At 63.6% G+C, this 13,295-nt stretch carries 11 protein-coding genes; 5 read left to right on the top strand and 6 right to left on the bottom strand.

Going from position 1 to position 13,295, the window contains the following annotated elements; genetic code table 11:
- Positions 1-26 precede the first annotated feature (26 nt).
- Positions 27-1,265, bottom strand: coding sequence for a glutamate-5-semialdehyde dehydrogenase (locus KUV41_RS14005; protein ID WP_222486326.1), 1,239 nt, complete (start codon positions 1,263-1,265; stop codon positions 27-29).
- 164 nt (positions 1,266-1,429) lie between these two features.
- On the opposite strand from KUV41_RS14005, the gene KUV41_RS14000 reads away from it, so the two are divergent.
- The 3 genes from KUV41_RS14000 (at position 1,430) to KUV41_RS13990 (ending at position 4,698) form a co-directional block, all read left to right on the top strand.
- Complete coding sequence (locus tag KUV41_RS14000) at positions 1,430-2,296, top strand: hypothetical protein (protein WP_222486580.1); 867 nt, start codon at positions 1,430-1,432, stop codon at positions 2,294-2,296.
- The gene (locus KUV41_RS13995) at positions 2,289-3,218 is read left to right on the top strand and encodes a GGDEF domain-containing protein (protein ID WP_222163465.1); all 930 of its coding nucleotides are present in this window, start codon (positions 2,289-2,291) and stop codon (positions 3,216-3,218) included. Before KUV41_RS14000 ends, KUV41_RS13995 begins: the two co-directional genes overlap by 8 nt.
- A 73-nt stretch (positions 3,219-3,291) precedes the next feature.
- Positions 3,292-4,698: a bifunctional DedA family/phosphatase PAP2 family protein gene (locus tag KUV41_RS13990; protein WP_222486579.1), complete on the top strand. Its 1,407-nt coding sequence runs from the start codon at positions 3,292-3,294 to the stop codon at positions 4,696-4,698.
- 111 nt (positions 4,699-4,809) lie between these two features.
- On the opposite strand, the gene KUV41_RS13985 is transcribed toward KUV41_RS13990, so the two are convergent.
- Genes KUV41_RS13985 through mpl form a run of 3 tightly spaced genes read right to left on the bottom strand, consistent with a single transcriptional unit; the run spans position 4,810 to position 7,478 of the window.
- On the bottom strand, positions 4,810-5,433 hold the full coding sequence (locus KUV41_RS13985; RefSeq protein ID WP_206943293.1) for a LysE family translocator: 624 nt from the start codon (positions 5,431-5,433) through the stop codon (positions 4,810-4,812).
- A 40-nt stretch (positions 5,434-5,473) separates the two neighbouring features.
- The gene (locus KUV41_RS13980; RefSeq protein WP_222486106.1) at positions 5,474-6,103 is read right to left on the bottom strand and encodes a flavin prenyltransferase UbiX; all 630 of its coding nucleotides are present in this window, start codon (positions 6,101-6,103) and stop codon (positions 5,474-5,476) included.
- Complete coding sequence (gene mpl / locus KUV41_RS13975; protein ID WP_222486578.1) at positions 6,096-7,478, bottom strand: UDP-N-acetylmuramate:L-alanyl-gamma-D-glutamyl-meso-diaminopimelate ligase; 1,383 nt, start codon at positions 7,476-7,478, stop codon at positions 6,096-6,098. Before mpl ends, KUV41_RS13980 begins: the two co-directional genes overlap by 8 nt.
- A 533-nt stretch (positions 7,479-8,011) precedes the next feature.
- Here mpl and KUV41_RS13970 point away from each other — a divergent pair.
- On the top strand, positions 8,012-9,271 hold the full coding sequence (locus KUV41_RS13970) for a 6-phosphofructokinase (protein ID WP_206943299.1): 1,260 nt from the start codon (positions 8,012-8,014) through the stop codon (positions 9,269-9,271).
- A 60-nt stretch (positions 9,272-9,331) separates the two neighbouring features.
- Here KUV41_RS13970 and KUV41_RS13965 read toward each other — a convergent pair whose 3' ends face one another.
- Entirely contained in the window at positions 9,332-11,053 is a 1,722-nt protein-coding gene (locus KUV41_RS13965) for a bifunctional protein-serine/threonine kinase/phosphatase (protein WP_206943304.1), read from the bottom strand.
- A 261-nt stretch (positions 11,054-11,314) separates the two neighbouring features.
- Here KUV41_RS13965 and ppa point away from each other — a divergent pair, with 261 nt between their 5' ends.
- The gene (gene ppa / locus KUV41_RS13960) at positions 11,315-11,845 is read left to right on the top strand and encodes an inorganic diphosphatase (RefSeq protein WP_206943306.1); all 531 of its coding nucleotides are present in this window, start codon (positions 11,315-11,317) and stop codon (positions 11,843-11,845) included.
- Positions 11,846-11,942: 97 nt separating this feature from the next.
- On the opposite strand, the gene KUV41_RS13955 is transcribed toward ppa, so the two are convergent.
- A complete protein-coding gene (locus KUV41_RS13955) occupies positions 11,943-13,103 on the bottom strand; it encodes a DUF2333 family protein (protein ID WP_222486577.1) in 1,161 nt (386 codons plus the stop codon).
- Between the last annotated feature and the right edge of the window lie 192 nt (positions 13,104-13,295).

Genomic DNA, 13,295 nt, shown 5'->3' with positions numbered 1-13,295 from the left:
GGTGATGGAAAACGACACCTGCTCACTCACTGGCGAATCTGACCATCACCCAGCACCACGTACTTGCGCGTAGTGAGGCCTTCGAGACCGACGGGGCCGCGGGCGTGCAAGCGGTCGGTGGAAATGCCGATCTCGGCACCCAACCCGTACTCGAATCCGTCGGCAAAGCGAGTGGACGCATTGACGATCACTGAGCTTGAGTCAACCTCGGCCAGGAAGCGCCGCGCCAGGGTATAGTTCTCGGTGACGATCGCTTCCGTGTGTCCGGAGCTGTACTGCTCGATATGCGCCATCGCAGCGTCGATGCCATCGACCACCTTGACCGCCAGGATCGGCGCCAGATATTCGGTCGCCCAGTCCTCATCGCTGGCAGGCAACCAGCTGTCCACCACTTCGCGGGCACGCTCGCAGCCGCGCACTTCCACCCCTTTTTCCGCGTAGACACCCGCGAGCCTCGGCAGCAGAACGTCGGCCACTGCCACGTCCACCAGCAGGGTCTCCATCGCGTTACACACACCGTAGCGATGGGTCTTGGCATTCACCGCAATGGCCTCGGCCTTGTCGAGATCCGCATGGGCATCCACGTAGACGTGGCAGATACCATCCAGGTGCTTGATCACCGGCACCCTGGCCTCCCGACTGATGCGCTCGATCAAGGACTTTCCACCGCGGGGTATGATCACATCAACGTAGTCAGGCATGCTGATCAGATGACCCACCGCAGCGCGGTCAGTGGTCGCCACACACTGCACCGCAGCGTCCGGCATGCCCGCTTCGCCGAGCCCCTTGGCGATGCACTGCGCCAACGCAAGGTTGGAGGCGCTGGCCTCGGAACCGCCACGAAGAATGCAGGCGTTGCCCGATTTGAGGCAGAGACTGGCCGCTTCCAGCGTGACGTTGGGACGCGATTCATAGATGATACCGATAACGCCAAGGGGGACGCGCATCTTGCCCACCTGGATACCACTTGGCCTGGCGGACAGATCACTGATCTCGCCGACCGGGTCAGGGAGAGCCGCGACCTGGTGCAGCCCTTCGATCATCGCATCGATACGCGCATCGTTCAGCGCCAGGCGGTCGAGCAGCGCGTCATCGAGCCCCTTGTCACGACCACGCGCCATATCATCACGATTGGCCGCCAGAATCTCTGGTCGCGCCTCATCCAGTGCCTTCGCCATGGCCTTCAGCGCATGATTCTTGGCGGCTGGAGTCACACGGCGCATGGCAGAGGCAGCCTGCCGGGCACGCTGGCCGACGGCATTCATGTAAGCACTGACATCGTCGATGGTGGCGGAGGTGGCGCTGGCAGAGTCGGACACGATGGGAAGTTCTCCTTGACGTGTTCTACCCCCGAACTGGACACCAGCTAGGGGGCAGGGGAAAGCGTGGGGCGGGTCAGGAACCACTGAAGAGGCCATAGTAAGACAGCATGCGGATCAAGTACAAAGTCGGACTGTTCAAGCTGAATATCTTTGCCGCTGCCGGGCTGCTGGCAGCCTGCGCGCTGCTGTCCGACCAACCTTGGGACGGCATCTTGCTGAGCCTGGCCGCCCTGTGGTTTGCCTTGACCGGCCTGGCCCTGGAGTTCAGCCATCGGCGGCATGCCTACCGCCCCTGGCTCGCGGTCGCCAGCCTTTTGCTGGCGGCCCTGGTCATGCTGCCAGGACATACCAACGCTGCCTGGCTATGGGCCTGGCCGTGCCTGCTCGCACTGCCTCAGCCGCGCTGGATGCAGCTGCTCAATGCTTCCCTCGCCGGCCTCAGCTGGTGGAGCCTGATCGACCGACTCAGTCCTCATCACTGGATCCTGGTAGGACTCCTGCTCAACTGCCTATGCCTATTCGCCATCAGCCGCTCACTGCCTGGTGGGCACTCGCTGCGGCTGGTGCGCAAGCGAGCCCGGCTGGCGCCAGGCCTGGCGCTGTGGTCGGCGGAGCAGCTCGAGCGCGATCTGGTCAAGGAAAATAGCCGTGCCGCCCGTGACGACGTCCACGCCGAGCTGCTGCTGATCCACGTCCAGGGACGGCAGCTATGGCGCATCGCTCAAGAGGTATGCAGCCAGATCAAGTCCTTCGAAAACGCTTACCAGCTGGACCAGAAAACTCTCGGCGTGCTGTTGACCAGCCGCGACGCAGACCAGGCAAGACAGCGCCGCCAGGAGCTGCTGGACGCTATCGACGCACCCACTCACTCACGCGCCGTGCCCCTTACGCGACTGGATAATCTGCCGCGAATCCTGGAGACCCTCGGCCAACAGCGTCCATCCCCTCAGGTGGTGGAGGAAGCGCATGACTGAACACCCGCAGTGGCGACGCTCCTGGCGCCTGCTCGCTGACCTGCTGGCTGCCCTGCTGCTCGCTGCCGTCGCGCTATGGCACTACCTGATTGGTCAGTACGAATACATCCTGCTGCCTGCCGTACTGTGCTGCCTGGTCGGCGTCATCGCCTACCTGGATGCCCGGCGCAACTCGCGACTTACTCATTACCTGCTGCTGATATGCGCCTGCCTGATGCTGTATGACCAGGCACTCATCCACTCAACCCTCGACCCGATCTGGACGAGCCTGCCGATTGCCTTGGTCTTGCTGCTGCTGCCACTGGGACCCGCCTTGGTGCTGTCGTGCCTGGCCCTTCCCCTCTGGCTATTCATCCACAGTCAGATGACCCCTGACGTGGCCCAGGTGATCAGCATGCTGACCTTTCTGGCCTGCTGCACCCTGGCTAGCTGGGAGCATCTACGCCAACGGGACCTCGCTCGCGCTACCGACCCGAGCGATGCCGACTGCGACGCCCTCAATCACGCCACCCTGCACGAGCGTCTGACCGGAGAGCTTGAACGCGCCCAGCACCTGGACCAGCGTCTCGCCGTGGTCATTCTGCATCTGCCTCAGCTTGAGGTAGCCAGCGAGCAGCACGGCTCACGTCTACAGCTGTCACAGCTCGATCAGCTCTGTCGTGCGGTCCACCTGCACTGCCGCGACCACGACATCCTGGGCAGGCACTGCGCCGACACCTTCTGGCTGATCCTCCCTAACACCACGGAAAGCGGCGCCTTGCTGGTCACCAAGCGACTCGAACAGGCCTTATCCGAGGTTCGCCTGGCGGACCTGGGACCGCTGACCCTTCGCTCGCAATTGTGTGCCCTCAAGCCGGAAGAGGACTGGCAGGTCTTCCTGGAGCGCTTGCAGCGACGCACCCAGACCATGACGGCGGACTGACCGGTCAGCCAATGCCCAGCGGCTCGCGACTGTGGCATCATGCCGCCTCGCCGCCAAGCAAAGGAGAGTAAGGGTGGGAAATGCCGGGGACTGGCTGATTCAATGGGCGCCTTCGCCTGGCCTGCTACTGCTATCCGTGTTCGCCATCGCGCTAGTGGAATCACTGGCCCTGGTGGGGGTGGTGGTGCCAGGCGTGGTTCTGATCACCGCAGCAGCGTCGCTTGCAGGCCATCAGGAAATCGCGGTGGGCTGGGTCATGGCGTGCGCGTTTGCCGGCGCGATCGTTGGCGATGGGGTCAGCTATACCATTGGCTACCGCTATCGGGAGCAGGTCACCACCATGTGGCCGCTGTCCCACCATCCGGAATGGCTGTCACGGGGCGCCCGCTTCTTCCAGCGCCACGGCCCACTATCGGTACTGCTGGGCAGGTTCGTCGGTCCCGTAAGGCCGATCGTGCCGCTGGTCGCGGGCATACTGCACATGCCACCCGCCACCTTCACCTGGGCCAACGTAGGCTCGGCCGCACTGTGGGCGCCAGCCTACATCCTGCCTGGCTATCTGCTGGGGCGTACCTGGCAACAGTGGCTTGCCCTGCCCCAGGACCTGCATCCCTGGCTCACCGCTCTGGGCATCACGGTTGTCGCGCTCGCCATCATCTTCTCCTTGGTCCGCCACCATGCGTCACCGCCAGGGTTCCTCTTTCGCAGCCTTTCCTGGCTGACCCTGCGCCTGCCGGGTGGCCAGCGCCTGTGGCGCTGGCTCGCCCCGACCCACGAGGACGAGCCACCACTGGCTACCTGGCTATTGCTGCTGGGCAGCCTCACCACGCTGTGCGCCTGGACCCTGGTGGTGCTCCAGGCGGACGGCCCACTGCCCATGGACGAACGCCTCAACGCACTGGTCAGCAGTCTCGACATCCCCCACCTAGCCACCCTGTCTACGAGCCTGGCCAAGGCAGGCGACACGCTCGGGGTCATCGTTCTGGCGCTGCCCTGGCTGGGCTGGCTACTGTGGCGTCGCCGCTGGGCGGCGCTGAGCCACATCGCCGCCGGGCTTGCGGGCATCGGCCTGCTCAACACCCTGGGCAAGAGCGTCATTGGCCGACTGCGCCCGGATGCACCGGACTATCTGGCGGACTCCCTGTCCTACCCCAGCGCCCACACCTCCACGGCCGTCGTGCTCTACGGCCTCGCCGCTGCCTTCATTGCCCAGCGACTCCCCCACCATCGGCGCTTCTGGCCCTACTGGGTGGCGATTGCCATCATCGTTCCCATGGCCCTGTCACGTATTGTGCTGGGGGTACACTGGTTAAGCGACCTGATCGGCGGCGCCCTGCTGGGTCTGGTGGTGTGCGCGATGGTGCAGCTGTCATGGCTGAGGCGCGAGAGGCCTGGCTTTGCGGGCTGCCCAGGCGCATACCTGGGGCTGGCGTCCCTTGTGCTGATCAGCGCCCGGATGCTGTGGCTGCCGCCCGTATAGCCAGGAACGTAAGGAGCGAGCTGCCTGAGAAACAGGGCGTCTGTGTCAGCGCCTGCCATTCCCGCTGGTCCATTGCCCTTGCCATTACCGCTTACTCAGCGCCGATGACGGCTACCCCAGCGCCAGCCAGAAGCCGACGCCGATCATCAAGGTCCCGGCAATACGATTGAGCAGCCTGACGCTACCGCCCCGAGCCAGCAGGTGGCGAAGGCTCTTGCCACCACTCGCGTAGAGCAGCAGGCAGCTGAACTCGAGGCTCAGAATAATCACCACAAGCCCCGCCAACTGCCCCATCAGCGGACGTGAAGGCTCAAGGAACGGCGGCAACAGCGCGACGAAGAAGGCCCAGCCCTTGGGGTTGGCCACCGCAGTGACAAAGCCCTGCATCGCCAGTTCCCGTCGCGCAGGAGGGGCCGCCGCATCGATCTCATCGGGGATCGCCATGCGCCCGCGGGAGCGCCACATCAGCACCCCCAGGTAAACCAGGTAAGCGCCACCCAGCCACTTGAACAGCGCAAACAGCGCCGGCAGCTTGAGCATCAGGGCAGCAACGCCAGCACCGGCCGAGAACGCAACCAGGCCGACGCCGACCAGCTCACCCAGCATCATCCAGAGCGCGCGCCTGACGCCTTGGGTCATGCCCAGCACCATCGCCAGCGTCATGCACATGCCAGGGGTAAGCGAGACCAGGAAAAACGTAGGGATAAAGACAGAAAGTACCGAAAGGCTGGGCATGGGTTTCCTTTCCCATAGGATTCAAAGAACAGGCGGACCTTCAATCGCCGGATGTTGGCTCGCCCCAGCGCGGCATCAAGCGATGATCGATGCCTAGCTGATTCAGGATTCGCGCCACGATAAAGTCCACCAGATCATCGATGCTCTGTGGCTGGTGATAGAACCCGGGAGCCGCTGGCAGCACGACGGCCCCCATGCGCGTCAGGCTCAGCATATGCTCGAGATGAATGGCGGACAGCGGCGTCTCGCGAGGGACCAGCACCAGCTTGCGGCGCTCCTTCAGCGCCACATCGGCGGCACGCTCGATGAGGTTGTTGCTGGCACCACAGGCCACCGCGGACAGCGTACCGGTGGAGCAGGGACAGATCACCATGGCACTACTGGCGCCAGATCCGGAGGCCACCGGCGACATCCAGTCCTCACGCCCGAAACAGCGAATCTGCCCCTTTTGCGCCGCAAAGCGCGAGGTCAACGCCTCCTCCAGCAACGCTGGACGTGGCGGCAGCGATTCCTCGGTCTCGGTGGCGATCACCAGGTGCGCCGCCTTGGAGATCATGACCCACACCTCATGCCCGGCGCTGACCAGCACATCGATCAACCGCAGCCCGTACTGGGCACCCGAGGCACCCGTGATGGCAACGGTGACGGGCGACTTGAAGTCCTCAGCCATGAGCGCGCTCCAACGCATCCAGCAACAGCTGATGAATGCCGCCAAACCCACCGTTCGACATCACAACGATACGATCATAAGGCCGCGCCTCGGCGACCAGTGCCGCGACCAGAGCCTCGATGTCAGTCGCCAGGTGGGCGGTGACCGGTGACGCCTCGACCACACTGTTGAGCGACCAGTCGAGCCCCGCGGGCTGATACCACCAGACCTGATCGGCCGAGGCTACGCTGGCGGCCAGGCGGTCGCGCAGGGTGCCCAGACGCATGGTGTTGGAGCGTGGCTCGACCACCGCCAGCAGCCGTCCGCGCTGGGTGGACGCCTGCAACCCCGACAGGGTGGCTTCTATCGCGGTAGGGTGATGGGCGAAGTCATCAATGACCTGAATATTGGCGATCTCTCCCCGTACTTCCTGGCGCCGCTTGGGGGTTTCGAAGCGAGACAGTGCCGCCGCTCCACGAGCAAGATCGACATCGAAGTAGCGGGCGGCGGCCAGCGCTGCCAGCGCATTGTGTGCGTTGTAGCTGCCGGTCAACCCCCAGTCGACCACCGCGTCTTCCTCGACACCCTGGGGGTCGCGATGAATGACCCGGAAACGGCTGGCGTCTTCGCGCTCCAGCTCGATTCGCCAAGGCGACGTCGTGGCCTGCCCCATGCGCTCCACCGGCGTCCAGCACCCTGCCGCCAGCACTCTCTCCAGTGCATCGTTGTCGTCGCTGACCAGCAGCAGGCCGCGACCGGGAACAGTACGCACAAGATGGTGAAACTGCCGCTCGATAGCCGCCAGATCAGGAAAGATGTCGGCGTGATCGAACTCCAGATTGTTGAGCACGGCGACCAATGGGCGGTAATGCACGAACTTAGAGCGTTTGTCGAAAAAGGCGGTGTCGTACTCATCGGCTTCCACCACAAAGGGGGCCGACGCCTCGCCCAACCTGGCGGACACGCCAAAGTTGCGCGGTACACCGCCGATCAGGAACCCAGGCTCGAGCCCTGCGCTGTCGAGCAACCAGGCCAGCAGACTGGCGGTGGTGGTCTTGCCGTGAGTCCCTGCCACGGCCACCACAGGACGTCCCGGCAGAACGTGTTCGGCGAGCCATTGCGCCCCTGACACGTAGGGCAAGCCCTGGTCCAGTACCGCCTCGACTTCAGGATTGCCCCGCGACAAAGCGTTGCCAATGACCACGAGGTCCGGTGTAGGCGTCAGGTGATCCCCGCTAAAGCCGTTCTGCAGCGCGATACCTGCTGCTTCCAACTGGGTGCTCATGGGCGGATAGACATTGGCATCCGAGCCGCTGACCTGATGGCCCAGCTCACGGGCCAGCAACGCCAGGCTACCCATGAAGGTGCCACAGATACCGATGATGTGAAGATGCATGTCGCCTCCATCGTTCCGCCTGACTCACCCCGACCCCCGCCCACAAGGCTCAGGGAGCGCCATGGCGACGTTAAGTTGGCGGCAGACTAGCACGCCGTGACCAAGGCCTCCAGAGCCACCCAGACAGCGGGGCGTGTTGCCTGTCACCCACCAATTTACTTTGTGTTGCCCTCGCCCACCCTTGGCAGCGCCTCACCGCCGATCTACAGTCGCCCTCGATCCGGCAACGCCCTGGCCAGTCACAGCGCCAGGGGGTACACGCCAGGGGTGACCCCTTGCGGGCCAGCCAGATGGACTGGCACCTAAGGCGCCTATTGCCACAGCAGCACGCACTCAGGGTGCAGGGGACCGGGTGATCGGATAAAATCGCCGACCATGCCGGCGACCCACGCCAAAGCGGCTGCTCCGCAGGCTGTGCGTGTCGCACTCGGAGACGGCGGCCAACCACGGCCCGACAAGGACGCTATACGGCCTCCGCCTGTCCCGGGATCATCCTTCTTTCCGACCCTAGCAACCCAGGAGCCCCACGCCTCATGGCCCAGCACAATGCTTTCTACGCCCAGTCCGGTGGCGTCACCGCGGTCATCAACGCCAGCGCCTGCGGCGTCATCGAGACCTGCCGCCGCCACAGCGACCGTATCGGAAAGGTCTATGCAGGCCATAATGGCATCATCGGCGCCCTGACCGAGGATCTGATCGACGTCAGCCAGGAGTCAGACGACACCATTGCTGCGCTGCGCCACACCCCGGGCGGCGCCTTCGGCTCCTGCCGTTACAAGCTCAAGGACATCGAGAGCCACCGGGCCCAGTACGAGCGTCTGATCGAGGTGTTCAAGGCCCACGACATCCGCTACTTCTTCTACAACGGCGGCGGCGACAGTGCCGATACCTGCCTCAAGGTGTCGCAGCTCTCTGAAAAAATGGGCTATCCACTGACCGCCATCCACGTTCCCAAGACCGTGGATAACGACCTGCCCATTACCGACAACAGCCCGGGCTTTGGCAGCGTCGCCAAGTACATCGCCACCTCCACCCTGGAAGCCTCCATGGACATCGCCTCCATGTGCGCCACCTCCACCAAGGTGTTCGTACTCGAGGTCATGGGACGCCACGCGGGCTGGATCGCCGGCGCAGGCGGCCTGGCGGGACAAGGGGAAGGCGAGCCGCCCCACCTCATCATCTTCCCCGAGATCCCCTTTGACCGTCGCCAGGTCATGGAGCGCGTCGAGTACGCCGTCAAGAACTACGGCTACTGCGTCATTGTCGTCTCCGAGGGGGCACGCTACGAAGACGGCACCTTCCTTGCCGACTCCGGCAACACGGATGCCTTTGGGCATCGCCAACTGGGCGGTGTGGCACCCACACTGGCCGGCATGGTCAAGCAGGACCTGGGCTACAAGTATCACTGGGCCGTGGCAGATTACCTGCAGCGTGCAGCACGCCACCTTGGCGCCAAGACGGACGTCGAGCAGGCCTACGCTGTCGGGGTCAAGGCGGTCGAACTGGCGCTGGACGGTCACAATGCCCAGATGCCTGCCATCAAGCGGGTCAGCGAGAACCCCTACCGCTGGGACATCGAGGCCGCCCCCCTGGCGGACGTAGCCAACCGCGAGAAATTCATGCCCCGCGACTATATTCGCGAGGACGGCTTTGGCATTAGTGAAGCGGGTCGCACCTACCTTGCTCCCCTGATCCAGGGCGAAGACTTCCCGCCTTTCGAGAATGGGCTGCCGAAAATGGCCAAGCTGAAGCTCGCCCGGGTCGCCAAGCGCCTGCCAGAGTTCAGTCTTTAAGCCACGCCCCAAGACAAACCCGAGGCTCTGCCTCGGGTTTTTTTGTGCTCCTGGCTAGGCTCAGCGCAACCACCACGACAGCACCAGCAGCACCAGCAGTACGCCGGCAATGCCTTGCCATAGGTTGGCGGGCTCCTGCCAGGCGCGGATGGACCTCGGCGCCTGTTCCTTGGGCTGCTGCCGGCTCGGCCTCACGCTATACAGGAACTCGGACAGCCGACGAAAGCGCAATGATCGCTGCGGATCCAGCGCGCGCTTCAATGCCTCGTCCAGCTCCTGACTGACATCCGGACGACGACTGCGCACGCTGCGGTAGCTCAGCTGCTCCAGGTCGGTATGACTGCGTAACTGGTGGGTCGGGATGTCGTAAGGCAGCTGCCCACTCAGCAGCCAGTACACCGTCGAGGCCAGCGCGTACTGATCGCTGCGCCGCCCCACCTCGTCATCGAGCGCATATTCCGGCGCACTGTGTTCGTTGAGCCCGACCTGTTGCACCAGGCGGCGTGAGCGCCGATGACCATCGACGTCACGCAGATGGCAGGCGCTGAAGTCGGCCAACACCACCTGGCCATGCTCATCGATCAGCACATTATCCGGATGGATCTGCTGATGAATCAGGTCCCGATTGTGCAGCGCCTGGATCGCCTTGCCGAGCTGCAGCGCGATGTCCAGCCGCTGCCCAAGGCTGGCACGAGGAAAGCGCGCCACCCACTGGGACAGGGTCATGCCTTCCACGTGCCGCATCAGGTAATAGAGATGACGACGCTGGCGGGACGGTTCCACCACACTGACCACGAAAGGCGAATGCACGCGCTCCACCACCCACTGCTGCAGCAAAAAGTGCTCCAGGTAGGCGTTTCGATTCGACAACTCAGGGCTCGGTGCCTTGAGCACACAGATGCGATCGGTCTGCAGGTCACGCACCCGGTACACGCGAGAGTGGGCTGTCCGTGACAGCACCTCCTCGATCAGCAGACCATCGATCTGATTGCCTGGAGCAAGCTCCGGGGGAATCGGCAGGTCGCCGTACAGACGGCTGGGAGCATCCGGTGACACGTCGGGCAGCTCATCGACCCTGACCAGCTGGAAACAGAACGGATCGCTGCCGTAGCCGCGCTCCCCCGCTCTGGCCCCGGCCGCGGCAGCCAGCCGCTCACAGGCGGCGTCCAGGTCACTGGCGTCTTCACGTATCAGGCGCACGTAGTCCGACGGCAGCAAGGTGCCCCGCACCCCCTGGGTGGTAAACAGAAAGATATCGCCCTGCTTGAGTGGCCACTCGGTATAGTCGATATCGATACCGACATCCATGCCCAGCGCCCTGGCCGGGTAGCGGTAGCCGCCAAGGTCAGTAACGTGGTCCCGCGACAGCTGCTCGAATTCGGCCCCTCGAAGACGAAAGACCAGGGTGTCACCAACATGGAAAAGGTGGGCACTACGCTCCTTGAACACCACGGCAGACAGGGACGACACGTAGCTGCCGCTGTCCATCTGTCGCGTCATGCCGTGACACCAGGCATTCAGGGATCGAATGACGCGCTGGGCCGACGCCTTGACGGTCCAGTGGCTGGGTGTGGCGTAGTAGTCATTGAGAAACCCGCGAACACTGAGGTCCCCGGCCTGTTTGGCCAGCGCATGCCCGGACGCTGAGTCGCTGATCAACGCGCATGCACCCTTGGGCTCCCCCTCTTCCGGCAGGCGCACCGACATCGAGCTACGCTGGCGATGCCGCTCCGGGGCAACAAAGGCCTGTCCATAACTCAGTGCAAGACGTGCAGTGGCCAAGATCACCTCCTGTGGCTCCAGCATGGGCGGTACGACTCCGGCGAACGAGGGACCACCACCATTCTGGGCGGTATGATACACATCATGTGGCGCTTATGTGTGACAACAGGCTTGTCGCCGACGGCCAGACCACTTGCGTCCATTATTGCACCGCGTCAAGATACCGCCCAACGATTGGTAATCCCGCCCAGGGGTTCGTATAATTCGACCGATTTTTTTTCCGCCAGTCAGGCGGACATCTGCCCAACGAAGGACACGAGCATGAACTTCGACAACATCCCCGCCGGCAAGGATCTCCCCAACGATCTCTACGTGGCGATCGAGATTCCCGCCAACCACGCGCCGGTGAAGTACGAAATTGATAAGGACATGGGCGCCCTGCTCGTCGATCGCTTCATGGCGACCCCGATGTTCTACCCGGCCAACTACGGCTTCATCCCCCACACCCTGGCCGATGATGGCGACCCCCTCGACGCTCTGGTCGTGACACCGTATCCGGTAGCACCGGGCAGCATCGTGCGTGCGCGTCCCGTCGGCATCCTCAACATGACCGACGAAGCGGGCGAAGACGCCAAGCTGGTCTGCGTGCCGCATCCCAAGCTGTCCAGCCTCTACGACGACGTGCAGGAAGTCACCGACCTGCCTGAGCTGCTGCGTCAGCAGATCGCTCACTTCTTCGAGAACTACAAGGACCTCGAGAAAGGCAAGTGGGTGAAGGTCGAGTCCTGGGAAGGCGTCGAGGCAGCGCGCAAGGCCATCGAAAAGTCCGCCGCCGCCTACGCCAAGGCCTGATTGTTACGTAGTCTGGTTTTTACGTAGAGAACCAAGCGCCTTGATGCAAGAAGCCGCCCCTGAGGCGGCTTCTTGCGTTATGGCGATAACACGACGGTCACGACGCGCCGTCGTCAGGCAGCTCGCCATCATCCTCCGGCGAAGCTGGAGCGGCATCTTCCGCTGACGCTTCATCTACCTCGTCATCTGCCGCCTCGTCATTCATTGCAGCAGCTTCACCGCTTGCCGCATCCGCCTCCTGGGTGGAAGCCGAGGCTGCTGGTGAACCTCCGCCCTCACTGGCCAATCCCTCTGTCAGACTGAGCAGCACGCCGTCCAGACGACTGAGATGGTGGGCCATGCTCAGCGGATAGTTGGCAAAGATGCCGAGGCCGCTACCGCGCAACACCATCGGGCTCCAGAACTGGCGTTGCATGCGCTCCAGCTCGGCCAAGGCCCGCGCATAATCATCGCTCAGCCCCGCGGCGGCGATGCTGTCGGCCTGGTCTCGCTCCAGCGCCACCAATAACTGATACAGCGCCCAAGTCTGGCCACGCGTTTCATGGAAGACATCGTCCACTCGATACCAGGGCACCTCGGCCTCCCGTGGCACTTCAATGCCAAGTTCAGTGAGCCGCTCCGTATCCGCCACGGCCGACGACAGGCGCTCCCGCAATGCCGCCAAGGCCTCCCTTACTGACTCAAGATAGCTAGCGGCACCTACCCCCTGTTCGCCGAACGACGCACCAGCGCCATCATCGAAGCGCGCCAGGTACTCCCGAGCCGCCTGACCCGCCAATGCCAGATGATCCTCCATGGACGGCGCCAGCCAATCATCCGCGTCCTGATAGAGGGCAGCGACCAGCTCGTCGACCGCAGCGCCCGACTGGGTATCGAAGTGTGACAGGCTCGACGCCATGATCCGCGCCTGGGTCAGCACACCGGTCTCCCAGGCCGCCATATTGTCCATCCACAGCCCAGGGGGCAGCAGGTCATTACGCACGTAGCCCCCAGGCTTGTCCTGCAGGGTATCGATCAAGGTCGCCAGAGTGGCCACACTGACGGTACCGCGGGCGGCCGGAGCGGCGGAAATACGCTGCTGCTGGGTAGCGGTCTCCACGTCGAACCTGGAAGGCGCTACGCTCCACCATATGCTGAGACCCACGGCGACCATGACCAATATGGCCAGGAGGATCACCAACGGTTTCCAGATCCAGCCATAGCGTGGTGTTTCCAGCTCCTGTCGGCGCTGCTCTGCCCGCTGTCGTCGACTGCTCATTTTGCTCTCCTTGTCGCCCCTCGAACACCGCTCGCGACTTCCCCGCTGGAGGAAAGTCATCGCCCCAGTGGTAGAATAGCCCCGACCCCAGACATGCATCAGACCATAGCGCGACAGTATCGGGAACCCTGCTGTGCTTCCACGGTCTGAAGCGGAGCTCGTCGCGCGTGGCCACGATAAGCCGCGGGGACC

The organism is Halomonas sp. DP8Y7-1 (genome assembly GCF_019801685.1).
Taxonomy (GTDB): Bacteria; Pseudomonadota; Gammaproteobacteria; order Pseudomonadales; family Halomonadaceae; genus Halomonas; species Halomonas litopenaei_A.
Note: the sequence above shows the minus strand (reverse complement) of the source record. Positions and strands in the feature narration are given on the sequence as shown.

What these genes read in the sequence shown, in the direction of transcription:
- KUV41_RS13985 (WP_206943293.1), bottom strand. Translation starts at nt 5,433, where the DNA reads ATGCCCAGCCTTTCGGTACTTTCTGTCTTTATCCCTACGTTTTTCCTG.
- KUV41_RS13970 (WP_206943299.1), top strand. Translation starts at nt 8,012, where the DNA reads ATGGCCCAGCACAATGCTTTCTACGCCCAGTCCGGTGGCGTCACCGCG.
- KUV41_RS14000 (WP_222486580.1), top strand. Translation starts at nt 1,430, where the DNA reads ATGCGGATCAAGTACAAAGTCGGACTGTTCAAGCTGAATATCTTTGCC.
- KUV41_RS13980 (WP_222486106.1), bottom strand. Translation starts at nt 6,103, where the DNA reads ATGGCTGAGGACTTCAAGTCGCCCGTCACCGTTGCCATCACGGGTGCC.
- KUV41_RS13955 (WP_222486577.1), bottom strand. Translation starts at nt 13,103, where the DNA reads ATGAGCAGTCGACGACAGCGGGCAGAGCAGCGCCGACAGGAGCTGGAA.
- mpl (WP_222486578.1), bottom strand. Translation starts at nt 7,478, where the DNA reads ATGCATCTTCACATCATCGGTATCTGTGGCACCTTCATGGGTAGCCTG.
- KUV41_RS13995 (WP_222163465.1), top strand. Translation starts at nt 2,289, where the DNA reads ATGACTGAACACCCGCAGTGGCGACGCTCCTGGCGCCTGCTCGCTGAC.
- ppa (WP_206943306.1), top strand. Translation starts at nt 11,315, where the DNA reads ATGAACTTCGACAACATCCCCGCCGGCAAGGATCTCCCCAACGATCTC.
- KUV41_RS14005 (WP_222486326.1), bottom strand. Translation starts at nt 1,265, where the DNA reads ATGAATGCCGTCGGCCAGCGTGCCCGGCAGGCTGCCTCTGCCATGCGC.